Origin of the sequence: Nocardia rhamnosiphila NBRC 108938 (assembly GCF_000720425.1) — a bacterium.
Lineage (GTDB): Bacteria > Actinomycetota > Actinomycetes > Mycobacteriales > Mycobacteriaceae > Nocardia > Nocardia rhamnosiphila.
The window spans coordinates 328,004-353,642 of sequence record NZ_JOAJ01000002.1 but is presented as its reverse complement, the minus strand read 5'-3'; the positions used below and the strand labels follow the sequence as shown (position 1 = coordinate 353,642).

Genomic DNA, 25,639 nt, shown 5'->3' with positions numbered 1-25,639 from the left:
ATCGGCGGGAGCCGCGTGCGGGCGGTCGACCTGCGGATGTTTCGGATTGCTCCAGCTCGCCGAATCGTCAGCCGGACCACCCTTGCCAAATGTACTATTCTCCTCAAACGAGAATGCAATTTTCATAATCTTTCGAGGAGGCAGGATGTCAACGCAGGAAGAGGCGGTGACTGCCACCCAGCGGTTGCTCATCGACGGGCAGCTGGTCGAGACCGGGGCGACCCTGGCCTCACTCAACCCCGCGAACGGGGAAGTGGTCGGCCACGCGCCCGAGGCCGGTGTCGCCGAAGTCGACGCCGCGGTGGCCGCCGCCCGTCGTGCGTTCGACACCACCGATTGGTCGACGAACCACGCATTCCGCGCGCGCTGCCTGGAACAGCTCTACCAGGCGCTGCAGGACAATGTGGAGGACCTGCGCGCCCTGATGATCGCCGAGGTCGGCGCGAGCTACATCCTCACCAAGGGTAACCAGCTCGAGACCCCGTTCGAGATCGTCAAGTACTACGCGGGCGTGCTGAAGGACTACACCTGGACCGAGGACCTCGGCCCGGTTGAGATCCGCGGTGCGCAGCACCAGCGCTGGGTGGAGAAGGAGGGCGCGGGCGTCGTCGCCGCCATCGCCGCGTACAACTATCCCTACCAGCTGGCATTCGCCAAACTCGCGCCGGCGCTGGCCGCGGGCTGCACGGTGGTGCTCAAGGGCGCCCCCGACACCCCGCTCATCACGCTGGCACTGGGTGAGCTCATCGCGAACCACACCGATATCCCCGCCGGGGTGGTGAACATCCTCGCGGGCTCCGATGTGGCCGTCGGGGAACGGATGACCACGCATCCCGACGTCGACGTGGTGTCCTTCACCGGCTCCACCCCGGTCGGTCGCAAGATCATGGCCGCCGCCAGCGCCACCCTCAAGAAGGTCTTCCTCGAGCTCGGTGGAAAATCCGCGGCCATCCTGCTCGACGACGCCGACTACAACCTGGGCGCCATGTTCGCCGCGTTCAGCATCTGCTCGCATGCCGGCCAGGGCTGTGCGATCACCACCCGCCTGCTGGTACCCCGCGCCGACCACGACAAGGTGGCCGAACTGGTGGCCGCCAACCTCGCCAACATCACCTACGGCGACCCGGCCGACCCGAAGAACTATATGGGCCCGCTGATCAGTGAACGCCAGCGCGACAAGGTGCACGGCCTGGTGGAGCGGGCGGTCGCCGCGGGGGCCACTCTGGTGGCCGGCGGCGAGAAGGTCGATCCGGGGTACTTCTACAAGCCGACCCTGCTGGCGAATGTCGACCCCGACAGCGAGATCGCGCAGGAGGAGGTGTTCGGCCCGGTCCTCGCGCTGATCCCCTACGACGATATCGACGACGCCGTGCGGATCGCCAACAACTCCATCTACGGCCTGTCCGGCGGCGTCTTCGGCGCCGACGCGGAGCGGGCGCGGGGGGTGGCCCGCCGGATCCGCACCGGCACCTTCAGCATCAACGGTGGCAACTACTTCCATCCGGACGCGCCGTTCGGCGGCTACAAACAGTCCGGTGTCGGGCGGGAGATGGGCGTCGTGGGCATGGAGGAGTTCATGGAGCGCAAGACCCTCGCGGAGGTGGTTTCGGCATGAGCGAGTCAGGCCCGGAGGCGGCAGCGGAGCGTGACCACGCAGGGCCCTCGCTCGTGCCGGATGGGCACAGGAGCAGGCCGCTGGAGGGGATCACGGTCCTCGAGGTCGCCATGTACGGGTTCGTCCCCTCGGCGGGCGCGGTGCTCGCCGACTGGGGCGCGAACGTGATCAAGGTCGAGCACGCGGTCACCGGCGATCCGCAGCGGGGGCTGCGCCAGATCGGCAAGTTCAAGGTCGAGGGCGACCCGAACCCGAACATCGAGCACGCCAACCGTGGGAAACGCAGTATCGGCGTGGATATGTCGAACCCCGGGGGCCGCGAGGTCATCCACGAACTGGCGCGACGCGCGGATGTGTTCCTCACCAGTTTCCTGCCCTCGGCCCGGGCGAAGTTCGGGATCGACGTCGACGATATCCGCGCGGTGAACCCGAAGATCGTCTACGCCCGGGGTAGCGCGCTGGGACCGCGAGGCCAGGAGTCCGATCGCGGCGGCTACGACATGACCGCCTTCTGGTGTCGCGGCGGTGTGGCCGCCACCATCACCCCGGAGGGCACCGACGGGATGATCCAGCCGCCCGGTCCGGCCTTCGGCGACACTATCTCCGGGACGAACCTGGCCGGCGGAATCGCCGCGGCGTTGCTGAAGCGGGAGCGCACCGGGGAACCGTCCGTCGTGGATGTCTCGCTGCTGGGCAGCGGACTCTGGTCGCTGGGGCATACGGTCGCGCTGTCGGCGTATCAGGGTGAACCCATGCTGGCACCTCCGCCCGGGACCCACGGCGCGATGGCGAACCCACTGTCAGGCCTCTACCGCACGGCCGACGACCGCTATCTGTCGTTCGTCATGCTGCAGCCCGGTAAGTTCTGGGCCGACGTCTGCCACCACATCGACCGCCCGGAGCTGGCCGAGGATCCCCGCTTCGCCGACGCGGCGCAGATCGCCGCCAATACCGCGGCCGGGGTCGAGATCCTGCGCGAGGCCATCGCGCAGCGGACGCTGGCCGAGTGGACGAAGAAATTCGCGACACTCAAGGGCCCCTGGGCCCCGGTCCAGGACTCGCACCAGGTGGGACAGGACGAGCAGATCAGGTCCAACGAATACATTCTCCCGGCCGGAGAGCTCGAACTGGTCTCCAGTCCGGTGCAGTTCGATGTCACGGCTCCCGAGTTGCGGCCCGGGCCGGAGTTCGCGGCGCAGACCGAGGAGGTTCTGCTCGAGCTCGGCTGGGACTGGGAGCGGATCATCGAATTGAAGACCAGCGGCGCGGTGGCCTGACCGATCGCACGCAGTGGCGCCGGCACCTCGAGGGTGCCGGCGCCACTGCGCGTCCGTTCAGCTACTCTCGCAGCCGATTCCGTTGCCGTCGCGATCCAGGTCGTACTCGTCGGGTCCGATCACCCGCACTCGCCCGGTGTAGGCGGGCCCGTTACCGCTGCCGCCGGCGCAGTCGACATCACTGGTGATGGGTACGCAGGGGTCGTAGGAGGCGTGGCATCCGGCCGGTGCGGCGCCGGCCGGCGCGGCTGCCATCAGGCCGAACGACGCGGCGGCGAGGGCGGCGGTGCCCAGGATGGACAGGGTTTTCATCGAGGCTTCTTTCAGCGGGAAGGATGAATCGCTGAAGTTTTGCACGACCCCGGCCGGGCAAGCCCGGATTTAACGGAAAAGTGACCTATAAAAATAGTTACCGGATACTTACCGGAACGCAGGGCAACCGCGTTCTCGGGCGGGAATCCTCGCGTGGGCCCGAATGTTGTTCCGGGCGCATCCCGCCCGCCCATCCCCCCGGAGGCCGCTCATGACGACACCGCGCGCGCATCTGATCGACCCCGCAACGGATTTCGGCGCCCGTGTGGCCGAGCGGCTGGACCGCGAGCAGATCATCTGGCTGACCACCGTGGGCCCCACCGGGACCCCGCAGCCCAACCCGGTGTGGTTCCGCTGGGACGGGCACAGCTTCCTGATATTCAGTCAGCCCGACCGTCCCAAGCTGCGCAATATCGCCAGTAACCCGCGGGTTGCGCTGCATTTCAACAGCACCGAGAGCGGGGGAGAAGTGGTGGTCTTCGGCGGTGCTGCCCAACTCGAGCCCCCCGTCGACGCGGATGAGATCGCGGCCTATCTCGACAAGTACGAGTCGGGGCTGGCCGAGCTGGCCATGACCGGTGATCAGTTCCGTGCCGAGTATTCGGTGCCGCTCCGCGTGGTGCCCGACCGCTTGCGCGGCTTCTGACCCGGTCGGAACTCCGGGTTCGACCACGGAATCCGGATCGGGAACGGGTTGCCCGGTACTCCTCGGGTTCCGGGTACGGCCTATTCGCTGAAGACCACGCTCTCGAACGCCGACTGCTGCTCCGGGGCGGAGGGGGCGCCCTCGCAGTTCGGCCCGGGGAACGCGGCTACCCGCAACCGGGTGTCGTTGGCGAGCATCCCGGCGGCGCCCGGCGTGTTGTGGCATCGATCGGGCACCGGATCGCTCAATACGGCCGGGCCGCCCTTCTGTGATACGTAGACGAAGTCGCCGGCCTCCGCGTGCGCGCTGAGCGGGACGGTCAGCGTGAGCGCCGCGCCGGTGGCGAGGACGCCCAGGGTGTTCGCGATGTATCGCACTCTCGCTGCTCCTCTCGTCTCGGGGAACGGCTGTCCGTGTTCGCAGTATCCACGTTCGGCCCGCCGGATGCAGGCGTGCGGTCCGATACCGCCGGTCACCGCCGGCTTCTGGGAGTGTCGCGGCGGTAGGCGGGCTTCGATGCTCCGCCGTGGCCGTGTCGAGAAAGGCCCCGCAGCCATTCACTGTGCTACGGGGCATCCCGGTGCTCGGTCAGGAGCGTAGGTCCCGGCGGTCGAATCGCCAGAACCCGAGAGCGAGCAGGACGAGAGTGAGTGCGAGCAGGACCGCGGCATCGCCGGGTTGCAGGCCATGGCGCAGGGGTTCACCGCCGATGTAGTAGTGGAACGGGGACAGGTATTTCAGCCGGTCGGCGCCGATCACACCGGCGAGGTTGCCCGCCACGTAGGTGAACACTCCGATCCCGGCCGCGATACCGAGTGCGGGTCCGCGGGTGCCCATCGCCGCGCCCAGGCCGATGGCCAGGGCTCCGAAGGTGGTGCCGAGCAGCGCCAGGTGCACGCATTGGCCGGCGAACCCGGCGATACCGACGCTGTCGAGGTCGGCGCCGGATCGGATCGCCATCATCGCGGCGAAGACCAGCAGCGCGATGCCGGCCGCGCCGGTGGCCAGGGCGGCGAAACGCTGGAGCGCCAGCGGGATGCGGCCCAGCGGATGGGCCAGCAGCAGGTCCAGGTATCCGGTTTCCTCGTCGCCGGCGATCAAGCGGGCACCGAAGGTGATCCCGAAGGCGGTGACCAGCAGCGGCAGCAGCAACCCGAACACGGTGGACCCGAGATATCCGGCCGCGGAGCTCATATCCTGTATCCGCAGGGCTTCGCGCATCGCCTCGGGGTAGTTCGCCACGGTGTCGGCCATACCGCCCTCGGAGACCTGCGGATAGAACGCGGCATAGGCCGACCCCACCGCGGCGATACCGGCGGACCACGCCAGCAGGGCACGGCGGTTGTCGGCCAGGGTGCGGGTGTAGAGGTCAGGCAGCATCGGCTTCTCCGGTGTAGTAGCTGTGGAACAGGTCCTCGAGGGCTGGTTCGGTGACCAGCAGCCCGGCCACGTGATAGCCGGCCAGCGCACGCAGCAGTGCGTCCGGGCTGCCGGTCACCTGGCAGCGGAGAGTGTTCGCCTCGACCCGCACGCCCGTGACGCCCGGCAACGCCGCGAACTCGCCGGCTTCGACCGTGTTCGTGAAGCCGACCTCGACGTCACGGACCGCGTCGGCACGCAGGCCCGCCACGGTGTCGAGCGCGACCAGTCGTCCCTCGCGGATGATCGCGACCCGGTCGGCGACTGCCTCGACCTCGCTCATGATGTGGCTGGACATGAACACCGTCTGCCCGGCGGCCGCGGCCTCGGTCACCATGTCCAGGAACGTCTGCTGCGCCAACGGGTCCAGCCCGCTGGTGGGTTCATCGAGGATCAGCAGCTCCGGGTTGTGCATGAACGCCTGCACCAATCCCACCTTCTGCCGATTACCCTTCGACAGCGCCGAGGTCCGCGCCCCCTGATCCAACTCCAGCCGCTCACACAGTCCATCGATGTGGTCGGCTCCCGCTCCGCCCCGCAGCGCGGCCAGGAATCGCAGGGCCGCACCGACCCGCTGACGTCCCGGCGTGACGAAATCCCCGGCCAGATAGCCCAGCCGCGCGTGCAGCGCCACCGTATCGGCACGAGGTTCCATGCCGAGGACCCGAGCAGTGCCGGCCGTGGGCCTGATCAGATCGAGCAGCAGCCGGATGGTGGTGGATTTCCCGGCGCCGTTGGGCCCGAGATAGCCGAAGACCTCCCCCCTCTCCACCGATAGCGACAATCCGGCCAGACCGCGGGACGAGCCGTAGGTCTTCGTGAGCCCGTGCAGCTCGATTGCTTTCACCATGAGCAGAAACTATCCAGAGTTCAGAGATTTGTAAATATTCAGAATGCTCATCCTTCTGATATTTTGACGGGCATGGGCACCAACGAGCGATTGCGTGAAGCCGCCGAGAAACTGGCCTTGGTCCTGTCGGCCGGCGGTGGGATGCAACGCTCCACCGCCCGGGTACTGACCGCCCTGCTCTACACCGAGCAGGACACCATGACCGCCGCCGACCTGTGTGAAGAGCTCTCGATCAGCTCCGGCGCCGTGTCGACCGCGATCAAACACCTCACCCCGATAGGGTTCATCGAACGCGTTCCCGCGCCCGGGAGCCGCCGTGACCACTACCGGTTCCGGGCCGGAGCCTGGGCGGCGTTGATGTCGCAGCAGAACAGCGTGCTCGCCACCATGCGCGACTCCGCGCAAGAAGGCCTCGACGCCACCGGGCCCGATACCGTCACCGCGCGGCGCATGCACGAAATGCAGGATTTCTACACCTTCATGCTCAATGAACTGGTCCCTCTCATCGACCGATGGCGCGAGAACTACGCCGCCGAACACCCCTGAATACGCACATTCGCCGCGCACCCCGCGAGCGACGAGCCACGGTCATCCCGGCCGCTCCCGGTCTCCGTGCGGGAGGTGGGGCACATACTCTCCGAGCCGGCCCGCTGCCCGCAGCATGGCGAGCCCCTGGTCGGTGAGCCGGCGCTGCCAGGCGGCCAGCGCGGTCGTCAGGGCGTCGGTGCCGCCGGCTGTCCGGACCTGTGCGACCACCGTGGCGATACGTTCCAGCCCGTAGCCCCCGCGCCGGAGCAGGTGGGCCAGTTCGGCGTCACGGATATCGGGCGCGCGGTAGATCCGGTAGCCGGTGCCCGGGTCGCGCTGGGGGATGAGAATTCCCGCGGCTTCCCACGCGCGCAGGGTGGCCGGGGTGAGGTGGAGGTGGTGGGCCAGCTCGCCCACAGTGCGGTCGGTGGTCGCACGTGAACGGCCGGGGTCGGGGTCGTGCCCGGTAGGCAGGTGCGCGATGGCCCGGCGGACCGTCTCCAGGGTTTCGCGGTCCCGCAGCAATTGCTGGTGCCCGCGGTCGATGAGTTTCAGGGCGTTGTCCAGGTCGCCGGTGTGCAGTTCGGTCATGATCCGGCCGGCGAGTGCGTGCCCGTATGCCGCGACCAGGGCGAGAAAGGCGCGCAGGGCCGCCGCGTGGACCTCGGTGTAGACCCGGTAGCCGCTCGCCGTGCGTTCGGCGGCCGGGAGGTATCCGTCTCGTTCGTAATTGCGGACCGCCTGGGTCGAGAGTCCGTGCTCGCGCGCGAGGTCGGCCGGTCGCAGGGTGATCATCGGTTTGAAACTTTACCGCCCGATCAACGCGTAGAGGTGAAGAAAGTATCAACCGGGCCTTCAAAGATACGATCGAAGAAATGAACTTCGATATCGATACCCTGCTCACCACCTCTCCTGAGCTGCTGGCATTCGGCGAACCGACCCATCTCGAACCCGCCTTTGCCTGGACCCGCAACGAGCTCTTCGCCGAACTGGCGGGCCGCGGCTATCGCTCGATCGCCCTGGAGACCGATCGGGTGGCCGCCCTCACCGTGAACGACTATGTCCAGCAGGGTGTGGGCACCCTCGATACGGCCATGGACGAGGGTTTCTCGCACGGGTTCGGTGGTCTCGCCGCGAACCGGCAGCTGGTCGCCTGGATGCGGGAATACAACGAGGGGCGGCCCGCCGCCGAGCGGTTGTCGTTCCACGGCTTCGATATCTCCGCGGAGACGATGAGCGCGTTCAGTCCGCGCCGCTACCTCGAATACGCCCGCGACTACCTGGGCCTCGACCTCGAGCTGGCCGGCCTGCTCGGTGCGGACGAACGGTGGCATCGCACGGAGGCGGTCATGGATCCGGCGGAATCGATCGGTGCGACCGCGGCGGCCGGCGCCCTCCGGGTGCACGCCGACGATATGCTCACCGAGCTCTATCTGCGGGCGCCGGAGCTGATGGAGAAAACCTCACGTGCCGAATGGTTCCGGGCCGAAACATATCTCACCGCCGGACTCGGTCTGCTGCGGTACCACGGGCTGGCGGCCCGCCGCGTCGAACAGGCCGACCGCTGGACCCGTATGTGTGCCGCCCGGGACGCGCTGATGGCACAGAACCTCCTCGATATCCGCCGCTTCGAGGCCGGCCGGGGCCCGACGCTGGTATTCGCCCAGAACGCGCATCTGCAACGGAACCCGAGCCATATGACCATGGGGCCCATGGAACTCGACTGGCACAGCGCCGGCGCCGTCGTGCACTCTCTGGTGGGCACGGGCTACGCTCTGGTCCTCGGCAGCCTGGGGCGCGACGAGACCTTCGACCTGCTCGAACCCGACCCCGGCACCTACGAGGGGTTCCTGCAGACCCGTATCCCGGATCGGGGACTGATCGCACCCACCGAGATCCCCACCGCCCGTACCCGCGACGACCACACCCCGGCGCACGGCTACTTCCCGCTCGATCGAGCCTCGATCGATGCCGCCGATGCGATCCTGCACATCCACGACGGTGCCGGCTACCGCGGCGCCGGGGAGGGCGAGCCGCGACCGTGGGTGCCCGCGAACCCGGCGTGATTGCCGGCCGGGAGGCGTAACCGGACCGGGCCGGTGGCAACCTACGGTAGCCACCGGCCCGGAAAGACTCGGGCCACCGACCGCTGGAGACTCCGGCCGCCGTGGGCGCGGATGCGCATTCGCGGAACATCTCCGACTCCGGGTCGGTCTCCCCGAGCCCGGCACGGGGTCCGCATGTTCGGCGCCTTCTCGGGAACGCGGGCTACCCCGGCTCAGCTCGCGTGCTTGGCCGCGAAGCGCTCCGCGTACTCGGCGCGGGTCGTGGTCGACAGGTCCACGTCGGTGGCCTTCGCGCGCAGCGCGCCGACCGTCGCCTGCTCCCGCGGGGTATGGGCGAACGGGTCCCAGTTCAGGAAGCGGCAGGCGTTCTGCCAGGTGATCTTGTCGATATCGGAGTCGTCGGCACCGGCACCCTGCAGTTCGTCGAGCACGAATTCCGGGGCGCCCGGCCACAGCGAATCGGAATGCGGGTAGTCGCATTCCCACGCGATGTTCTCGATGCCGATCTCGTGCCGCAGTTTCAGTGAGGTCGGGTCCGTGACATAGCAGGCGAGGACGTGCTCCCGGAACACCTCGCTGGGCATCTTGCCGCCGAAATCGCGGCGCAGCCAGCGCTGGTTGGTGTAGTGCCGGTCGGAACGGTCCAGGAAGAACGGGATCCAGCCCACGCCGCCCTCGGACAGGGCGACCTTGAGTTTCGGGAAGCTGCGGAAGGCCGGTCCCCACAGCAGATCCTGGGTACCGATGAGCGAAATACTGGGCGCCAGGACCATGAGATTGTCGATCGGCGCGTCCGGCGCCAGCTTGAGGACGCCGAAGCCCTGCCCGATGTGCAGGTTCATCACGGTGTCGTTATCGCTGAGTGCCTGGAAGACCGGGGCCCAGTAGTCGATGTCGTGGTAGCTGGGCAGGCCGTCGATATGCGGCAGTTCCGGCATGGTCACCGAATGACAGCCCTTGGCGGCGACGCGGTTGATCTCGTCGACGGCCAGTTGTGGCTCCCACAGCGGCAGGATGGCGATCGGGATGAAGCGACCGGGGTAGGCGCCCGCCCACTCCTCGATATGCCAGTCGTTGTAGGCGGAGATCATCGCGACGGTGATCTCGTCCATGCCACCGCGGCTCAGATGCCCGGCGCTGAAACCGGTGAAGGTGGGGAAGCACATGGAGCCGAGAACGCCGTTGGCGTCCATATCGCGTACCCGGTCGTGGATGTCGTAGACGGCGGGCCGCATCTCGGCATATCCGGCGGGATCGTATCCCCATTCCTCGGCCGGCCAGGAGACGACCGCGTTGAGCCCGGTGACACCGGTGGGCCGGTCCCGGTAGATCCAGCGATCGATGCCTGTGTCGTCGACGACGACCTTGGGAACGTACTCGGCGTACTTCTTCGGTACGTGGTTGTCGAACATATTGCGCGGCTCGACCACGTGGTCGTCGATGCTCACCAGAATCATGTCGTCGATATTCACCGGGCTCCTCGCTGTTCATGGTCGACGCCGGGCGCGGCCCGGACCAGGAGATCAAAAGTCTCCTTTTATGAGAATCTCACTCTCGGTTGTGTTCGACGATACACCGTGGGCGTTGTCCCGGTCGAGATCGTTCGCGGGTGGATCCCGCCGAAAACCCGGCACGGACGCCGGCGGAAACCCGGCACGGACGCCACCGCCGGGCATGCCGACGCGCCGGACTCCGCGGAGGAGCCCGGCGCACCCGCCGGAGGTACCGCTTCGGGAACGGGCCCGATCCGCTACCGTGCGGGTCGGAGTGGAATCTCGCCGCACCGATTCCTCGGCACAGTTCCCGGTGATCCGGTGCCGCGCCGCTGTTCTCAGCGCAGCTGATCCTTCACGACCTTTCCGGTGGCATTGAGCGGTAGCTCGTCGAGGAAGACCACCGACCGCGGCACCTTGTACCCCGCCATGCGTTCCCTGGCCCAGACGATGAGCTCCGCTTCGCCGAGTTGTCCGCGTGCCACCACGAACGCCTTCCCGACCTGGCCCATCCGCTCGTCCGGGACACCGATCACCGCGGCCTGCGCGACCGCCGGATGTTCCAGCAGGAACCCTTCGATCTCGGCGGGATAGGCGTTGAACCCGCCGACGATGTACATATCCTTCTTCCGGCCGATCACCTTCAGCCGGCCGCCGTCGTCCAGACTGCCCAGATCGCCGGTGTGCAGCCAGCCGTCGGCATCGACGGCCGCGGCGGTGGCCTCCGGGTCGTCGAGGTAACCCTGCATCACGCTGTAACCGCGGATGAGCACTTCTCCGTCGTCGGCGATGCGCAATTCGATTCCGTCGCAGGCGCTACCCGCGGTGGTCGCGATCTGCTCGAAGGTGTCCCCGGGCCGCGACGCGGTGGCCGTACCGGCTTCGGTGAGGCCGTAACCGGTCATGATCGACCGGAACGGCAGTTCCTCCCGGATCCGGCGGATCAGGTCGACCGGGATATCGGCCGCCCCGGTCACCGCCGCGCGCAACGAGGAGATATCGCGCGCACCCCGGTACTCCAGCAGCGAGTGGTACAGCGTCGGCGGCCCGGGCAGCATGGTGATCCGTTCGGTCTCCACGAGTTCGATCACCCGGTCCACGTCGAACACCGGCACCGGCAGCATGGTCGCGCCCCGGACCAGCGAGGACACGATGCCCGCTTTCAACCCGAAGGTATGGAAGAACGGGTTGACCATCAGATAGCGGTCGCCGCGGCGCAGATCGGCCAGATCGCACCATTCCGAGTACAACCGCAGTGTCTGCCGGTGGTTCATCATCACGCCCTTGGGGCGCCCGGTGGTCCCCGAGGTGTAGATGATGTCGGCGATATCGGTGCCCGCGACCGCTCGCTCGAAAGGTGCGCCGCCGGTGAGGAAATCGGACTTCAGGTCGTAGACCGGTACGCCCGGCGGTGCCGGATAGTCCGCGCCGAGAAAGCCCTTCTGCACCAGCAGCGCCCGGGCGCCGCTGCGGCGGATGACATCGGCGGCTTCCTCGGCCTTGAACCGGGTGTTGACCGGGACCAGGACACCGCCCGCGGTCATCAGGCCGAGGGCGGCGACGATCCATTCCGCCGAATTGGGTGCCCAGACGGCCACCCGGTCGCCCTTGCCGATCCCGGATTCGGCGAACGATCCCGCGGCCCGGCGGATCCGGTCCACCAGTTCGCGGTAACTCCACCGCAGGTCCCCGTCGACGACCGCTTCGGTATCGCCGAAACGGTCCGCCGCCGACAGGGCGAGCTGCGGGATGGTCTCCCAACTCATACCTTGAGCAGCCGCGCCAGATTGCCGCCCATGATCTTGGCCTGGTTCTCCAGCGGCATGTCCTTGATCTCGTGGATGTAGCGCGCCGGCTCCGCCAGGCCCTCCGGATGCGGCCAGTCGGAACCGAACAGCACATGGTCGGCGCCCATGACCTGCGACAGCCGCTCCAGATCCTCTTCCCAGAACGGGCTCACATAGAGGCTCTGTTTGATGGCCTCGATCGGATCCCGGAACCCGAAACCCTCCGGCGCCTTCTTGTAGACGTCGGACAGCTGCTGCAGCAGCGGCTCGAGCCAGGCCGAACCGTTCTCGATCACCGCGATCTTCAGGTCGGGGAAGCGGTTCAGCGCACCGTGGCACACCCAGGACGCGACCGCGTCGGTGACCGGCCGCCACTGATTGGTCATTGCGAAGGTGTTGGTCTGGAACGGCAGCATCTCCAGGCTGTTGCCGTCCCATTCGGCGTCGAAGCGGGAGTAGCCGCTGTCCGAGGAGTGCATGGTGACCAGCACATCGAGTTCGACGACCCGTTTCCAGAACGGATCGAACTCCGGCAGTGCGAAAGAGCGCATCCCCTTGAATCCGGGGACCGGCGCCGGCCGCACCAGGATGGCCTTGGCACCGTGTTCGACGACGGCCCAGTTCAGTTCGGCGATGGCGCGTTCGACGATCGGCAGCGTGATCACCGGGACGGTGAAGATCCGGCCGGAGTGCACGAAGTTGCCGTCCTGGCCCCAGTCGTCGAGCATCCAGCGGTTCAGCGATTCGATTACCGCGTGGATGAGTTCGGGGTGGTGGCGCATGCGTTCCTCGACCAGGCTGGCCAGGGTCGGGAACATCAGGGCGCGCTGCAGCTGCAGATCGTCCATGACCTTCAGCCGGGCTTCCGGATTGCGGAAGGCGTCGATCGCCTTCATCGACTTGCCGAAGATCTCGCGCCGGCTCTTGCCCTCGGGGTTGCCGTGTTTGAAGTACTCCTCCATGGCGCCGGGGCGTGCCACGACCTCGAAGGTGGGGTTGGGGATGTACTCGCTGATCTGGCCGAGGACCGCGATCTTGGTGCGGCCGTTGATCTCGACGTACTGGATGGCGCCCGCGTACTCCTTGGGGAGATGCCGGGTGAGCGCTTCCTTGGTCTCGTAGAGATGGTTGTCCGCGTCGAAGAGCTGGTACGGCAGCTCGACTTTGCTCATGGAATCCTCCTTGGCTATTTACGAGAATCGTATTCTCATAATGGTTCGGTCGCAACGGCCTCGTCGCGCGCTGCGGTCAGCTCCCGCCGGATGACGAATTTCTGGATCTTTCCGCTGGGGGTCCGCGGGAAGTCGGCGACGATATGCAGTTCCTCGGGCCACTTCTGCTTGGCCAGCCCGGCGCGGGCGAAATGCGCGCGCAGCGCCTCGATATCGGGTGGCCGGTGGTCGGGCAGGCAGCGCACCACCGCGGCGGTGCGTTCGCCCAGACGCGGATCGGGTACGGCCACCGCCACACCTTCGGCCACGCCCGGCAGCGTGAGCAGCACCTCTTCGACCTCGAGCGCGCTCACGTTCTCGCCACCGCGGATGATGATGTCGGACAGGCGATCGGTGATGGTGAGGTAGCCGTCGGTATCCACGGTGCCGATATCGCCGGTGTGGTACCAGCCGTCGGCGTCGAAGGCGCGGGCGGTGAGTTCGGGATCGGTGTAGCCCAGGCACAGATCGGGTCCGCGGCTGATGATCTCGCCGTCGTCGCCGAGCCGGAACTCCACGCCCGGGAGCGCGTTGCCGTCGGTGAACAGGCGTTTGTCCGCGGGCGCGGTGGTCAGGGAGCCGGTGATCGACGGATGCTCGGTACTGCCGTAGGAGCGGAACACGGTGATACCGAGTTGTTCGAGCCGAGTGCTCACCGCCGCGGGTACGGCCGCGCCGCCGAGACCGGCGTAGCGCAACTGCGCGAGATGGGCGGGCCGGTAGCCGGGATGGTCGAGCAGGCTCGTGACGAAATAGCTCACACCGCCACCGACGCAGATGTTCTCGCTCGCCATCAGTTCGAGTACCCAGCCCGGGTCCCAGAGGTCGAGCAGGTGGACGGGTGCGCCGTCGAGAACCGGGATGAGCAGGGCATTGAGCATGCCGATGAAATGCCCGACCGGTGCCGAGGTGAGCTGGTCGCCGCGATCGGCCGGGTACATCCCGGCCAGCTGCCGGACTTCGTAACCCAGGGTGTTGTGGCTGTGCACGACTCCCTTCGGGGCCCGGGTGGTACCCGAGGTGAAGGCGATACACGCGGGACCGTCCGGGTCGGCGCGCAGCACGCCGTCCATCGGTTCGGGTTCGAGCAGTTCGTCGAAATCCCGGTCCACCACGCCCACCACCGGCACCGCGGCGCACAGGTCGGGGTCGAATTCCTGGTGACCGAATCGTGCGCAGGTGATGAACACCTTCGGGGATACCGCCCCCAGGATGTAGCCGAGTTCCCGGCGTCCGTAGAAGTGCGCGATCGGCACCACGGTGGTGCCGAGCAGGGCCGAAGCCCAGTAGGTGGCGGCCGCCTCCATCCAGTTCGGCAACTGGAACGCGACGATATCTCCGGGGCCCACGCCACGGCGGCGCAGTCCGGCGGCGAGGCGTCGTGCGATCCGTTCGACCTCGGCGAAGGTTCCCGACCAGGGCCGGATGCGGGAGTGCACCCGGAAGGTCACGCCGGGTGCCGCCGCCAGGCCGCGGGCCAGGATCTCGCCGAGGGTCTCGTCGGTCCACCAGCCCGCCTCGCGATAGCGACGGGCGAGATCGGGGGGAACCCTGCGGAGGGGCGATCCGGGCCCGGGGGTGGTAGTGGAGCGCGACCCCGTAGGGCTCTCGCTCGTGCGCCGTGGATGCTGCATCGCGAACTCCCGATCCGACCGCCGGAAACCACCGGAAAGTATATGGTTCTCTAAGTAAGAGAATCATATTTCCGTCGAGGAGAACAAGTCGTGATCGAGCTCGAACTGGCGGACGGTCTGGCCGTCGTCACCATCAACCGGCCGCACGCGCGCAACGCCATCGCCCTGGACACGATGGACGAACTCGGCAAGGCGATCGACGGTGCGGCCGGCGCCCGGGCTCTGGTGATCACCGGGGCCGGGGACCGGGCGTTCGTTTCCGGCGGAGATCTGAAGGAGCTGGCCGCGCTGCGCACCGTGGCGCAGGCGACCGCCATGGCGAACCGGATGCGGGAGGTCTGCGACAAGCTCGAGCGGTTCCCGGGGCCGGTGATCGCGGCGCTGAACGGTCATGCGCTGGGTGGCGGCGCCGAAGTCGCCGTCGCGGCCGATATCCGGATCGCCGCGGACGATATCAAGATCGGTTTCAACCAGGTGGCACTGGCGATCATGCCGGCCTGGGGCGGCGCGGAACGATTGTCGCGGCTGATCGGCCGCAGCCGCGCGCTACTACTGGCGGGCTCGGGTGAGATCCTGTCGGCCCCCGACGCCGAACGTCTCGGCCTGGTCGACCGGGTGCTGCCGCGCGCGGACTTCGACGCGGGCTGGCGCGCTCTGGCCCGGGCTCTGGCCAACCCCTCCGCCGGTGCGATCAAACGAGTCGTCGACGGCGCGAGCCCGCAGGAGGCAGTGGCGGCCTTCGCCGAACTCTGGGTGGCCGACGCGCACTGGGCGGCGGCCGACCGGGTGATGAACCGCGGGAAATGAGGCCCGGATGAGCCGCCGGCTACGCCCCGTCCTCGAGAAGACCGATCTCGCGTTCGGCGAACGCGAAGGTTTCGGCGTGTCCCGCCGTCATTCCGAGAGCCTGTTCCAGCACGACCATCCGCGCCGCGCTCGTCATCAGCACCGAGAGCACATCGGCGGGAAATCGGCCGGTGTCCACGCCGTAGCCGTTGAGCAGCCGGGCCAGCGCCTCGGTCTGCGCCGCGCGGAACCGCTCGGAATAGCGCACCACCTCGGCGCGGATCGCCGGTTTGTGATTGGCCAGGCCGACGAACTCCATGGTGAACCGGGCGGCGGTGGTATCGGTACTGAACTCCCACAGCGCGTGCAGTGGCCGGTCGGATTTCAGTACTTGCGCGAGGGTCTCCAGGCCCTGTTCGGCGCGGCGCCGGAACACCGCAAGGAACAGGTCGTCCATCGACCGGAAGTAGTAGTGCACCAATTGGGGCTTGAGACCGGCGTGTTCGGCGAGTCGTCGCGAGGTCACCGCGGCCCAGCCCTGTTCCAGCATCAGCTGCTCCGCCGCGTCCATCAGGACGCCGCGGTTCTTGGCCTCGGGTGCGCCGAGCCGGCGGGGTGATGACATGTTCAGGCCTCCTCTGGGCTTTCCGTATTACCACGCCGGTCGCGAGATCACCGGCGATCGTATCCCGCGGGTGACGACTGTTGACGCGCTCCCTCCGCCCATGCTAAGCATGTGCTCAGCATCACATCTGAGCGATCGCTCAGCAGTCGTCCCGGCCCGGTACCGGGGTACGGCCGCGGCCTCGGATGGAGTGTGTGACGGCGCGAGGAGGCGGCTGTGGGCGACCGGAGCAGCAGCGCGCGCCGAAGGACGGCTTCCGGCGGCGACAGTCCGAGAGGGCCGCGGAGCAACCGAGCCGTATCAACCGGTGATCCACGGTTGGCGACAAGAGTCTGTTGATATCAGGAGGTTCCCGTGACCGATTTCGATACGGTCGACTACTTCACCGATCCCGCGCTGGTACCCGACCCGCATCCGTACTACGACCATCTGCGCGCCAAATGCCCGGTGACCCGGGAACCCAACTACGGTGTCTGGGCGGTCACCGGCTACGAGGAAGCCATCGACGTCCTCCGCGATTCCGACACCTTCTCCTCGTGCATCGCCGTCGGTGGTCCCTTCCCGCCGCTGCCCTTCACCCCCGAGGGCGACGACATCACCGGCCAGATCGCCGCGCATCGCGAACAACTCCCGATGCACGAGCACATGGTCACCATGGATCCGCCCGATCACACCGCCGCCCGCTCGCTGCTCAACAAACTGCTCGTGCCCTCCCGGCTGAAGGAGAACGAGGAGTTCATGTGGAAACTCGCCGACAAACAGCTCGACGAGTTCATAGACGACGGCAGCTGCGAATTCCTCTCCGCCTACGCCAAGGTCTTCACACTGCTCGTGATCGCCGACCTGCTGGGGGTACCGGAGGAATATCACGAGGAACTGCGCATCAACCTGGCCGGCGGGCCGACGGTGGGTTCGATCGACAAGGAGATCGTGCCGGTCAATCCGCTGGAATGGCTGGACAACCTGTTCAGTGAACTCATCTCCGACCGGCGCTCGAACCCGCAGGACGATGTGCTGACCTCGCTGGCCCAGGCGAAGTATCCCGACGGGTCGACGCCGGAGGTGATCGAGGTGGTACGTACCGCGACCTTCCTCTTCGGCGCCGGCCAGGAAACCACCGCGAAATTACTCGGCAGCGCCATGCAGTTCATGGCCACCCGCCCCGACCTGCAGGACGCACTGCGCGCCGACCGCAGCCGAATCCCGGTGTTCATCGAGGAGACGTTGCGGATGCAGGCACCGGTGAAGAGCGGTTTCCGGCTGGCGAAGAAACCGGTGGAGATCGGCGACGTGCCGCTGGAAGCGGGTTCGCTGGTGATGGTCTGCCCGGGCGCGGCCAATCGCGACCCGCGGCGGTTCACCAACCCGCACGAATTCGATCTCGACCGCCCGAATTTCCGGGAGCACATGGCTTTCGGCCGGGGCGTGCACACCTGCCCGGGCAGTCCGCTGGCCCGCGTCGAGGGCCGGGTGTCGCTGGAACGGATCCTGGACCGGATGCTCGATATCCGGATCGACCCGGAAAAGCACGGCTCACTGGAGAATCCGACCTTCAACTTCGAGCCGACATTCATCCTGCGCGGCCTGACCGACCTGCACATCACCTACACCCCGAAGCGCTGAAATAGACACATCGGCAACAGAATCCGGCCGGTCACCGCGGCCGGAACGACGAAAAGAGGAAGTCATGACCGGACGGGTCGAGGGCAAGGTCGCCTTCATCACCGGTGCGGCCCGCGGCCAGGGCCGCAGCCACGCGGTGCGGCTGGCCGAAGAGGGCGCCGACATCATCGCCATCGATATCTGTAAACCGATCGACACTGTGGAGATCCCGCTGGCCACACCGGACGATCTCGTCGAAACCGAGGAACTGGTCAAGGCCACCGGTCGCAGGGTCGTCACCGCCGAGGTCGACGTGCGTGATTCGGCCGCCCTGAAGGCCGCGCTCGCCGAGGCGGTCGGCACGCTGGGCCGGCTCGACATCATCGTCGCCAACGCCGGTATCGCCAGCGGCGGCGATACACTCGCCGAGACCGACGAAGAGGTCTGGCAGGACATGATCGACGTCAACCTCAGCGGTGTGTGGAAATCGGTGAAGGCCGGTGTCCCGCATATCCTGGAGGGCGGCCGCGGCGGTTCGATCGTGCTCACCAGCTCGGTCGGTGGTCTCAAGGCCTACCCGCAGACCGGTCACTACGTCTCCGCCAAACATGGTGTGGTCGGCCTGATGCGGGCTTTCGCGGTGGAACTCGGACAGCACAATATCCGGGTCAACTCGGTGCACCCGACGCACGTGAGCACCGCGATGATCATGAACGAGAAAACCTTCAAGATGTTCCGCCCGGATCTGGAGAACCCGACCGCCGACGATATGGCGCCGATCTGCCAGCTGTTCCACACCCTGCCGGTGCCGTGGGTGGATCCGATCGATATCAGCAACGCGGTGCTGTACCTGTCCTCCGACGAAGCCCGCTATCTCACCGGCGTGACACTGCCCGTGGACTGCGGGTCGATGCTCAAGTAGCCGAGAGGTTCGCGCGGTCGCGGTCCGGACGTGCCACTGTCCGGGCCGCGCCGCCGCCTGAGTCCGCGCCCTGAGTCGTATTCGGGGATCCGGACGCGCTCAACCGGCTGGGTGCTCACTTCGGGCCGACATTTACGGCCGACCCGCTCTGGCTTCGACTGCGCGAAGCGAGGAGGGTCCGGCCGGCGGTCGTTCCGGCGGTTCCGGAGTGATCCGGAGCTCTCTCGGGTGGTTCCGGTATGCCGGACCTCGGCCCGGCGATGTGCGATGATCGGCTGCCATGCGCGCCAAGCGAATCGGCCGATGGGCAGTAGTGACCGGGGTACTGGCGGCCGCGGCGGGATGCGGTGCGTCGGCCGAGCCGCCTCCTGCCTCCCCGCAACTCGGTACCGAGTTCACGCTGGCACCTGGCGAAACGGCCCGGCCGGACGACGACCGGCTGACGGTGGCCTTCGAAAAGGTGTCCGCCGACGGCCGGTGTCCGGCGGGGACGGCGTGTGTATGGGAAGGCGACGCGACGGTGGTCACCGAAGTGACCGTCGGGGCGCAGCGTTACCGGCACGAACTCCATACGAATCAGCAGTTCGCCACCGGGGTGACCGTGGGCCGGTACCGGATCGAACTGGTCGCGCTCCGGCCGTCGCCGCAGGCGAGCGGGCCGGTTCCCAGCGGGGAGTATCGGGCGGATCTGCTGGTCACCGGGGAATGACCCGCGGAGATTCGTTACGCGTTCACTCGGTGGGCAGCGCCCGGCGTAACTCGGTCACCGCGATCCGCGCGGCCTCGGCGATCGCGGCGTCCACGGCCGGGAGGGCGGGGTCGGCGCGGGCGGCCCGGGTGAAAACGGCCACCGCGACCGGGTGTTCGCCGGGGAACTCCACCACGGCGACCTCGTTGCGGATGATGCCGATCGTGCCCGTCTTCCCGGCCACCGCCACCCCGCGATGCGGGAATCCGGCCGCGATCCGGTGCGGCCAGACCTGGCGGCGCATGACCGCACGGGCGAAATCGGTTTGCTCGCCCGACAACACCTCCCCGCGCCAGAGCGCGGTCAGCAACCGGGTCATCTCCTCCGGCGTGGTCGCGCTCGTATACGCGGGATCGTAGGCGGAGACCGTCCAGGCCTCGTCGTTGTCGGCCAGGGCGCTGAACGCCTCGGCCGTACCGTGGGTGTCGGTATCGCGCACCAGGCTGCGCTGGATATCGGCGGTACCGCCGACCAGCCGGGTCAGCGCCAATCCCAGCGATTCCAGCAGCTCGTGTATCGCGGCCAGCCCGATCTCGCCGAGCAGCAGATCCGCGGCCGCGTTGTCGGAGACGGTCATCATGGAGGTCGCGAGATCACGTCGGCTCATCGTGACCGGATCGTGCAGGGCGGAGATCCCGGTGGGGCCGGGTGTGCATTCCGAGGGAGTCAGCGTGAGCCGCGCCAGCGGGTCCAGGCGACCGGCGTCCACGGCGCGGCAGTACGCGAGTAGCAGCGGGAGCTTGTACACGGACGCGGTGACCACCCGATCGGTCCCGCCGATGGAGATCTCCGCGGCGCTGCCGTCGCAGCGGCGGGCGTGCAGCCGTCCGGTGCAGCCGGCATCGGCGAACACGGCCCGAATCCGCTCGGCCGTGGTCATCGCAGGCGCTCCCGGTAGAGCACCCGGTCGACCGCGTTCGCCTGGTCCTCCGCACCGGCCCGGTGGATCACCCGGCAGCGTAACGCCACCGCCTGCGGGGCCATCCGCAGCCAGGCGACACCCGGGATATCGGAGGGCGGTGTGGTGGTCAGTCCGAAACTCGCGCCCGCGGCGACCGCGGCGAGCACCGCGCGGTCGTCGTGGACGGTGACCGTCTGCGCGTCCAGGCCGCGTTCACGCAGCAGATCGCGGACCGTGTCGGAGGCCGGGGGATTCGCGGCACGTGGATACGCGGCGTGTGTCAGATCGGCCAGCATGGGGAAGGTGGGTCGTTCGGTGGCCGCGCTGCGATGATCGGCCGGTACGACGATCCAGCGTGGGAGTTTCACCACCGACCGGGCCTCCACCCCGTCCACCAGTGCGGGATGCTCGATCACCGCCAGATCGCACAGCCCGGACCGGACGGCCGCCACCAGATCCACCGTCGTACCCGTATCGGTGGAAACCGCTTCGCCGGAGGTGTTTCCGGTCCGCAGCGCGGTGACGCAGGCGGTGACGATCCGGTCGGGTAGAGCGCAGGTGGCACCCCAGTGCACCGTGCCGCGGGTGCGGGCTATCCGCTGTGCTTCGGCGAGCAGCCTTTCCGCGTCGTCGACCAGCAACCGGGCCCGGGGCAGCAATTGCCGGCCGGCCGCCGTGAGCACCGCGCCCTGCCGGGTGCGGTGCACCAGCTCGACGCCCAACCGGCTCTCCAGCCGCCGCAAGCCCTGGGAGAGCGGCGGCTGCGTCATATCCAGTACGGTGGCGGCCCGCCCGAAATGGCCTTCGTCGGCGATCGCGACGAAATAGCCGAGGTGTCGGATCAGGTCCATAGCGATATTGAACCAGCGACCCGGAGAGCGGCTTCCGAACTGCGGATTCCTGGGCCGTTTCGAGCAAGGAAATTAGCATCTACCTGCATGCATATCAAATGCGACTGGTATGCGGGAGTGTCGGATATTGGCGGCCGCCGAGCGGCCGGTGTCTGCTGCGGGGGTGAAACCGAACCGATCCGCACACCGCGTCCCGGCGAGTCGGCGATCACTGGCCCTCGTCCTGACCGCGGTCGCACTGTCCGCTGCCTGCGGGGGTGCCGATACCGGCACACCGGCCGCGCCCCCCACGGTCGAGCAGAAGACCGTGGACCTGAGCAATACGCTGATGACGCTGCAGGCGAAATACAATGTGCTCTTCGGGATCGCCGCGGTCGATACCCGGGGTGGGCGGACCTTCGAGTGGAACGCCGACGATCGATTCGCGCTGTGCTCCACCTTCAAGGTGTACGCGGTGGCCGCGATTCTGCGGCTCGCCGAGCGTAAGCAGCTGGATCTGAACGACAAGGTGCCGATAACCCGGCAGGACATCGTGATGAGCTCGCCGGTGGTCAGCGATCACGTCGGCGAGCTCATGAGCTATTACGAGCTGAGCCGGGCCGCGCTGGTACGCAGCGACAATACGGCGGCGAATCTGCTGCTGCGCCGGCTCGGCGGGCCCGGTGCCGTCACCGAATTCGCGCGGTCGATCAACGATTCGCAGACCCGGTTGGATCGATGGGAGCCGGAGCTCAACGAGGCGCGCGCCGGCGATCCCCGCGACACCGGTACCGCGTCCGCGCTCGCCGCCGGCTACCGCAAGCTGATCCTCGGTGACGGCCTGAGTACCGAGTATCGGCGCATGCTCACCAGCTGGATGCGGTCGAGCGTCACCTCACGCCAGCGCCTGCGCGCGGGTCTTCCGGTCGGCTGGGTGGCGGCGGACAAGACCGGCAGCGGCGCCTACGGCACCGCCAACGACGCCGGTGTGGTGTGGAGTCCCACCGGCAGCTCGCTGGTGCTGGTCGTCTTCAGCCGCTCCACCACGGGGTATCCGATGGCCGCGGGCGCCGATGCCGCGGTCGCCGACGCGACGGCGGCGGTGCTGGGCACCATGACGCAGTGAGCTCGGCACCCGATTTCCGGGTGCGCGGATCGGCGCCGAACGGCTCGCCGGTCGCCGCCCGCGGTCGGTGGGCGCGATATCGATCCGGACCGACCAGCGGCTGTTGCCGAACCGGCGGTCGCAACGAATCGAAGCCGACGAGAAATGAACCTTCAGCCTGGCAGGCCATCATCGGTGCACTGCCGGCGCGGTAATCGGCTCGGACCGTATCGAGTGCTCGTCGGGTCGCCCGTCTGCGGACGGAAGGCCCATCGGACACACCTCTGCCGAGCGGCGCGAACCCACACACATCGGCGGCGTCTGTCCTTCGCTGTCCAGGGCCGGTGACGCGCGCTGTCCCGCAGGCGACCACAGTGACCAGTGCGCGAAACCCCCTGGCATCCGTCCGGTGACGAAGGTCGGCGACGACGCGACTATGGCGCTGAACTGCGAAAACATCGAGCCTTCTCGGCCTATGCTCTTCCCTGGAAGGGTTCCGGACAATTGACCCGTGTACTCGCGAGGGTCTTGTGTTCGGGAGGTGAACGTTTTCTCCGCCTCGAGACCCTTGCTTCAGCGATTGCTTCTACGTACTCTACGAAACTATAAGAGCGCCCTGTTATTTCGGGGCCGATAGCTCAACGCACGTTCGGGCCATCGCTGGTTTCTTTCAGTGGGCATCGTGTTCGTCCAGATCCGTGCCTACGAAGGGGCCCGCTCATGTCGATCCCGCCCGAAGACAGCCCCCGCACAGTTGTGGCAATCATCCACTTGGTGCAGGGCGTCACGCTGCTGTGGCGCGCACCCGGGGTGGTCCGTGCACGCGCGGTTCTCACCGCCCTCCACGTGGCTCCCCTGGGGCTCGCTTATCAGCATTTCGATCCCGGTGAGCACAACGTTGCCGTCATTACCGTCTACACGACGCTGCTGCTGCTGATGACGGCGGTGCGGGGTGGTCCGCCGCCTGCCCCGGGTCACCTCCAGGACTACCCCGATCCCACCCCCGCCTGATCGGCGGGACCGGTGGACACCGATGACCGGGCTTGCGAGAGAACGGATCCCGGCCGTCGGTCATCGAAGCTCTCACGGCTTCCATGTCCACGGTTTGTTCACAAGGGAGTGAGCTCAACTCATGTGTATGGGAAACCATGACAGCGCAAAGATTGTAGATAGAGGACTCAAAAGCATTCACGATATCGTTCGGGATTTCGACGGAATCATCCCCGCCGATCTCGATTCCATCGGCCGGGACCTGCATGCGACCGTCCTGGCCAACGAGCTGCGTTTCCTCGCCGTGCAGGCATACACCGAGGCAGTCCACGCGGTATGGGCGCTCACGGTCAAAAGGAACCGGTACGTGCTCTTGGCCCCCGAATCGATCCCGCGGGTAGCTCTTCTGCGTAGGGCTCGGTGGCGAGTGGTGATATTTCGTCGCCACCTGGTCGCCGCGCTGAACGAGGACGTCCTGGCCTGCGCCGGTCTTGCCGAGGAAGGGGACCTGTTCCATCGTTGGGAGCCCGCCGATGCCCTGCAAGGCCCTGAGCGCAGATCCGGTGTGGTCGTGCATATGCCGCACGAGGCCAAGCCCGGCATCGTGCGCGGGGAGAACGGAAGCGCCGCCGAGCCGGTGGAGTTGGAACTGACCCCCCGCGATGCCCGCAGCTACACCCACTGCCGCGACCACCACTACCACCACCCCGTCGGAGAGCGATCGGAGGGGAAGTGTGCGTGTCTTCGCCCCGGCGACGCGATCACCTACATCCCCATGCGGCGTTTCCCCTCGCAGGTCCCCGTCGCTTTCCTGGTGAGCCGTGACCCGCCCCCCACGCATTCTCATCTCTCCGGCATCGGACTCACCCCGACCCAGCGATCAACTCGTGCGAAAGGACTCCGGCATGTCAGCCGACCAGTACGGGCCGCGCCTCACGGTGCAGCAGGCCCGCGACCAGATCAGTAAGGCCCGGCATCTGGGTTACCGGCCCTCCGTGCGGAAGAAAGGTGTGGCCACCCGCAACCTGGAACGTGTCTTCTCCACCATCGTCACGGTGGACGGTCCCTCCACTCGGGACATCGCCGCGCTCTTGGACCTATCCGCCGGCACGGTCAGCGCGCTGGTGAAGGATCTGGAGGAGCGCCAGTTGGTGCGCATCTCCGCCGGCCGCGCCGCCTCCCAGGGAAGGCGGCCCAAGCCCGTGGTCGTCGACCACCGCACCCGTCACACCCTCGGGTTCGAGATCTCCGCCGACAAGGTGGTGGGAGTGGTCATGAACCTGGCCGGCCAGGCCGTTCTGCATCAGGTCGCCGACCTGGGGCCTGAGGCGCGGACGGATAAGGAGTGGGTGGACGAGGACAAGGTCGTGGACACCATTCGAAATCTGTTCAACTCGCTCGAAGCACGGCTGCTCGGACGCATTCGCGACCAGTACCCCGACGCGCTGGATCAAGGACCGAATCCCGTGGTCGGGATCGGAGTATCCCTGGGCGGCCACATCAACCGCCACACCGGCGAGGTGCTGTTCTCGCCCGACCTGCGATGGGGCGCCACCGGGAACCAGAAAGAAGAATGGGGCCCCTCCGTACATCTGCGCCAGCGGATCAGGGATGTGACCGGTGTCGACAAGAGCGACATCGTGGTGGACAACGACGCCAACGGGCGCGCCGCCGCCTACCAACTCTACGGTGGTGGCGCCTACTTCAACGACGCGCCGTTCACCGTCGTGCTGGTTACCGAAAAGGGTATCGGTGCTACGCATTTCATCGACCAGGAAATCTACCGCGGGGCCACCGGCAAGAGCCTGGAGCTGGGCAACACTCTGGCCAAACCCGATGGCTATCCGTGTCGTTGCGGCGACAACGGGTGCCTGGAGGCCATGTCGACCCGCGACGCCATCCTCGCCGTCGCCAAGGCCGGCAGTCTGGAGGAGGCCCGCAAGCTCGCCGACGAGAGCAATGACCAGGCCATCCGGGCCTTCACCCAGGCCGGCACGTACCTCGGCACCGGCCTGTCGGTTCTGGTCGACCTGCTCGACACCTCCCGCATCGTCCTGACCGGCCCGGCCATCACCCGGGCCGACGGGTCCTCCCCGGTCGTCTTCGACAAGCACTACGACCGCGCCATGCGCGAGGCGCTCCAGGAACACGTCTACGGCAGGGGCATCGATCCCGGCAATGTCGAGGTGATCGAAGAAACCGGCGAATGGAACGGTGCCCGCGGCGCGGCATGCCTGGTCGTACACGACATGATCACCGGCCATCTGGGCCTGTGACCACCCGAACCCGTCG

General features: G+C 67.4%; 25 protein-coding genes. 13 read left to right on the top strand and 12 right to left on the bottom strand.

All coding sequences use genetic code 11. The features are described from left to right. Positions 1–145 precede the first annotated feature (145 nt). A complete protein-coding gene (locus IG75_RS0110460; protein ID WP_030521007.1) occupies positions 146–1,615 on the top strand; it encodes an aldehyde dehydrogenase family protein in 1,470 nt (489 codons plus the stop codon). After that, complete coding sequence (locus IG75_RS0110455; protein ID WP_081876782.1) at positions 1,612–2,892, top strand: CaiB/BaiF CoA transferase family protein; 1,281 nt, start codon at positions 1,612–1,614, stop codon at positions 2,890–2,892. The genes IG75_RS0110460 and IG75_RS0110455 overlap by 4 nt, the downstream gene beginning before the upstream one ends. 57 nt (positions 2,893–2,949) lie before the next feature. On the opposite strand, the gene IG75_RS0110450 is transcribed toward IG75_RS0110455, so the two are convergent. After that, positions 2,950–3,204, bottom strand: a complete 255-nt coding sequence (locus IG75_RS0110450; protein WP_030521005.1) for a hypothetical protein — start codon at positions 3,202–3,204, stop codon at positions 2,950–2,952. Positions 3,205–3,415: 211 nt separating this feature from the next. Here IG75_RS0110450 and IG75_RS0110445 point away from each other — a divergent pair, with 211 nt between their 5' ends. Then, entirely contained in the window at positions 3,416–3,850 is a 435-nt protein-coding gene (locus IG75_RS0110445; protein ID WP_030521004.1) for a TIGR03667 family PPOX class F420-dependent oxidoreductase, read from the top strand. An 80-nt stretch (positions 3,851–3,930) separates the two neighbouring features. Here IG75_RS0110445 and IG75_RS0110440 read toward each other — a convergent pair whose 3' ends face one another. The 3 genes from IG75_RS0110440 to IG75_RS0110430 all read right to left on the bottom strand — a co-directional run bounded on the left by IG75_RS0110440 (position 3,931) and on the right by IG75_RS0110430 (position 6,119). Further along, positions 3,931–4,227, bottom strand: a complete 297-nt coding sequence (locus IG75_RS0110440; protein WP_030521003.1) for a hypothetical protein — start codon at positions 4,225–4,227, stop codon at positions 3,931–3,933. A gap of 211 nt (positions 4,228–4,438) precedes the next feature. Then, entirely contained in the window at positions 4,439–5,230 is a 792-nt protein-coding gene (locus IG75_RS0110435) for an ABC transporter permease subunit (protein ID WP_030521002.1), read from the bottom strand. Continuing rightward, on the bottom strand, positions 5,220–6,119 hold the full coding sequence (locus IG75_RS0110430; RefSeq protein WP_030521001.1) for an ABC transporter ATP-binding protein: 900 nt from the start codon (positions 6,117–6,119) through the stop codon (positions 5,220–5,222). The genes IG75_RS0110435 and IG75_RS0110430 overlap by 11 nt, the downstream gene beginning before the upstream one ends. A 72-nt stretch (positions 6,120–6,191) precedes the next feature. Here IG75_RS0110430 and IG75_RS0110425 point away from each other — a divergent pair, with 72 nt between their 5' ends. After that, positions 6,192–6,665 carry a GbsR/MarR family transcriptional regulator gene (locus tag IG75_RS0110425; RefSeq protein WP_036513280.1) on the top strand — a complete coding sequence of 158 codons (474 nt, stop codon included), beginning with the start codon at positions 6,192–6,194 and terminating at the stop codon, positions 6,663–6,665. Positions 6,666–6,707: 42 nt separating this feature from the next. Here the strand turns inward: IG75_RS0110425 and IG75_RS0110420 are convergent, their stop codons facing one another. Continuing rightward, positions 6,708–7,442 (bottom strand): TioE family transcriptional regulator, encoded by a 735-nt coding sequence (locus IG75_RS0110420; RefSeq protein ID WP_051714466.1) that lies wholly within the window; start codon positions 7,440–7,442, stop codon positions 6,708–6,710. 80 nt (positions 7,443–7,522) lie between these two features. Here IG75_RS0110420 and IG75_RS0110415 point away from each other — a divergent pair, with 80 nt between their 5' ends. Continuing rightward, positions 7,523–8,713 (top strand): erythromycin esterase family protein, encoded by a 1,191-nt coding sequence (locus IG75_RS0110415; RefSeq protein ID WP_051714465.1) that lies wholly within the window; start codon positions 7,523–7,525, stop codon positions 8,711–8,713. A gap of 212 nt (positions 8,714–8,925) precedes the next feature. Here the strand turns inward: IG75_RS0110415 and IG75_RS0110410 are convergent, their stop codons facing one another. The 4 genes from IG75_RS0110410 to IG75_RS0110390 all read right to left on the bottom strand — a co-directional run bounded on the left by IG75_RS0110410 (position 8,926) and on the right by IG75_RS0110390 (position 14,838). Continuing rightward, the gene (locus IG75_RS0110410; protein WP_030520997.1) at positions 8,926–10,185 is read right to left on the bottom strand and encodes an amidohydrolase family protein; all 1,260 of its coding nucleotides are present in this window, start codon (positions 10,183–10,185) and stop codon (positions 8,926–8,928) included. Between the two features lie 359 nt (positions 10,186–10,544). Beyond that, a complete protein-coding gene (locus tag IG75_RS0110400; protein WP_030520995.1) occupies positions 10,545–11,972 on the bottom strand; it encodes a FadD3 family acyl-CoA ligase in 1,428 nt (475 codons plus the stop codon). Next, on the bottom strand, positions 11,969–13,165 hold the full coding sequence (locus tag IG75_RS0110395) for an amidohydrolase family protein (protein WP_030520994.1): 1,197 nt from the start codon (positions 13,163–13,165) through the stop codon (positions 11,969–11,971). Before IG75_RS0110395 ends, IG75_RS0110400 begins: the two co-directional genes overlap by 4 nt. A gap of 35 nt (positions 13,166–13,200) precedes the next feature. Beyond that, on the bottom strand, positions 13,201–14,838 hold the full coding sequence (locus IG75_RS0110390; RefSeq protein ID WP_081876781.1) for an AMP-binding protein: 1,638 nt from the start codon (positions 14,836–14,838) through the stop codon (positions 13,201–13,203). Positions 14,839–14,928: 90 nt separating this feature from the next. On the opposite strand from IG75_RS0110390, the gene IG75_RS0110385 reads away from it, so the two are divergent. Next, positions 14,929–15,645, top strand: coding sequence for an enoyl-CoA hydratase/isomerase family protein (locus IG75_RS0110385; protein ID WP_030520992.1), 717 nt, complete (start codon positions 14,929–14,931; stop codon positions 15,643–15,645). Positions 15,646–15,664: 19 nt separating this feature from the next. On the opposite strand, the gene IG75_RS0110380 is transcribed toward IG75_RS0110385, so the two are convergent. Next, positions 15,665–16,249 (bottom strand): TetR/AcrR family transcriptional regulator, encoded by a 585-nt coding sequence (locus tag IG75_RS0110380; protein ID WP_030520991.1) that lies wholly within the window; start codon positions 16,247–16,249, stop codon positions 15,665–15,667. Between the two features lie 354 nt (positions 16,250–16,603). Here IG75_RS0110380 and IG75_RS0110375 point away from each other — a divergent pair, with 354 nt between their 5' ends. The 3 genes from IG75_RS0110375 to IG75_RS0110365 all read left to right on the top strand — a co-directional run bounded on the left by IG75_RS0110375 (position 16,604) and on the right by IG75_RS0110365 (position 19,482). Then, positions 16,604–17,872, top strand: coding sequence for a cytochrome P450 (locus tag IG75_RS0110375; protein ID WP_030520990.1), 1,269 nt, complete (start codon positions 16,604–16,606; stop codon positions 17,870–17,872). Between the two features lie 64 nt (positions 17,873–17,936). Continuing rightward, positions 17,937–18,773 carry a mycofactocin-coupled SDR family oxidoreductase gene (locus IG75_RS0110370; RefSeq protein ID WP_030520989.1) on the top strand — a complete coding sequence of 279 codons (837 nt, stop codon included), beginning with the start codon at positions 17,937–17,939 and terminating at the stop codon, positions 18,771–18,773. A gap of 280 nt (positions 18,774–19,053) precedes the next feature. Beyond that, positions 19,054–19,482 carry a hypothetical protein gene (locus IG75_RS0110365; RefSeq protein ID WP_156058814.1) on the top strand — a complete coding sequence of 143 codons (429 nt, stop codon included), beginning with the start codon at positions 19,054–19,056 and terminating at the stop codon, positions 19,480–19,482. Between the two features lie 22 nt (positions 19,483–19,504). Here the strand turns inward: IG75_RS0110365 and IG75_RS0110360 are convergent, their stop codons facing one another. Further along, positions 19,505–20,401, bottom strand: a complete 897-nt coding sequence (locus IG75_RS0110360) for a serine hydrolase (RefSeq protein ID WP_030520987.1) — start codon at positions 20,399–20,401, stop codon at positions 19,505–19,507. Further along, the gene (locus tag IG75_RS0110355; RefSeq protein WP_030520986.1) at positions 20,398–21,273 is read right to left on the bottom strand and encodes a LysR family transcriptional regulator; all 876 of its coding nucleotides are present in this window, start codon (positions 21,271–21,273) and stop codon (positions 20,398–20,400) included. Before IG75_RS0110355 ends, IG75_RS0110360 begins: the two co-directional genes overlap by 4 nt. Before the next feature lie 163 nt (positions 21,274–21,436). Between IG75_RS0110355 and bla the strand changes: the two genes are divergently transcribed. From bla to IG75_RS0110330, 4 genes are all read left to right on the top strand, one after another. Then, complete coding sequence (bla, locus tag IG75_RS0110350) at positions 21,437–22,378, top strand: class A beta-lactamase (protein ID WP_051714463.1); 942 nt, start codon at positions 21,437–21,439, stop codon at positions 22,376–22,378. A 735-nt stretch (positions 22,379–23,113) separates the two neighbouring features. Continuing rightward, entirely contained in the window at positions 23,114–23,368 is a 255-nt protein-coding gene (locus IG75_RS0110340) for a hypothetical protein (RefSeq protein WP_030520984.1), read from the top strand. A gap of 127 nt (positions 23,369–23,495) precedes the next feature. Then, positions 23,496–24,314 (top strand): hypothetical protein, encoded by an 819-nt coding sequence (locus IG75_RS0110335; protein ID WP_030520983.1) that lies wholly within the window; start codon positions 23,496–23,498, stop codon positions 24,312–24,314. Beyond that, positions 24,253–25,623, top strand: coding sequence for an ROK family transcriptional regulator (locus tag IG75_RS0110330; RefSeq protein ID WP_081876780.1), 1,371 nt, complete (start codon positions 24,253–24,255; stop codon positions 25,621–25,623). Before IG75_RS0110335 ends, IG75_RS0110330 begins: the two co-directional genes overlap by 62 nt. The last annotated feature ends 16 nt before the right edge of the window (positions 25,624–25,639 follow it).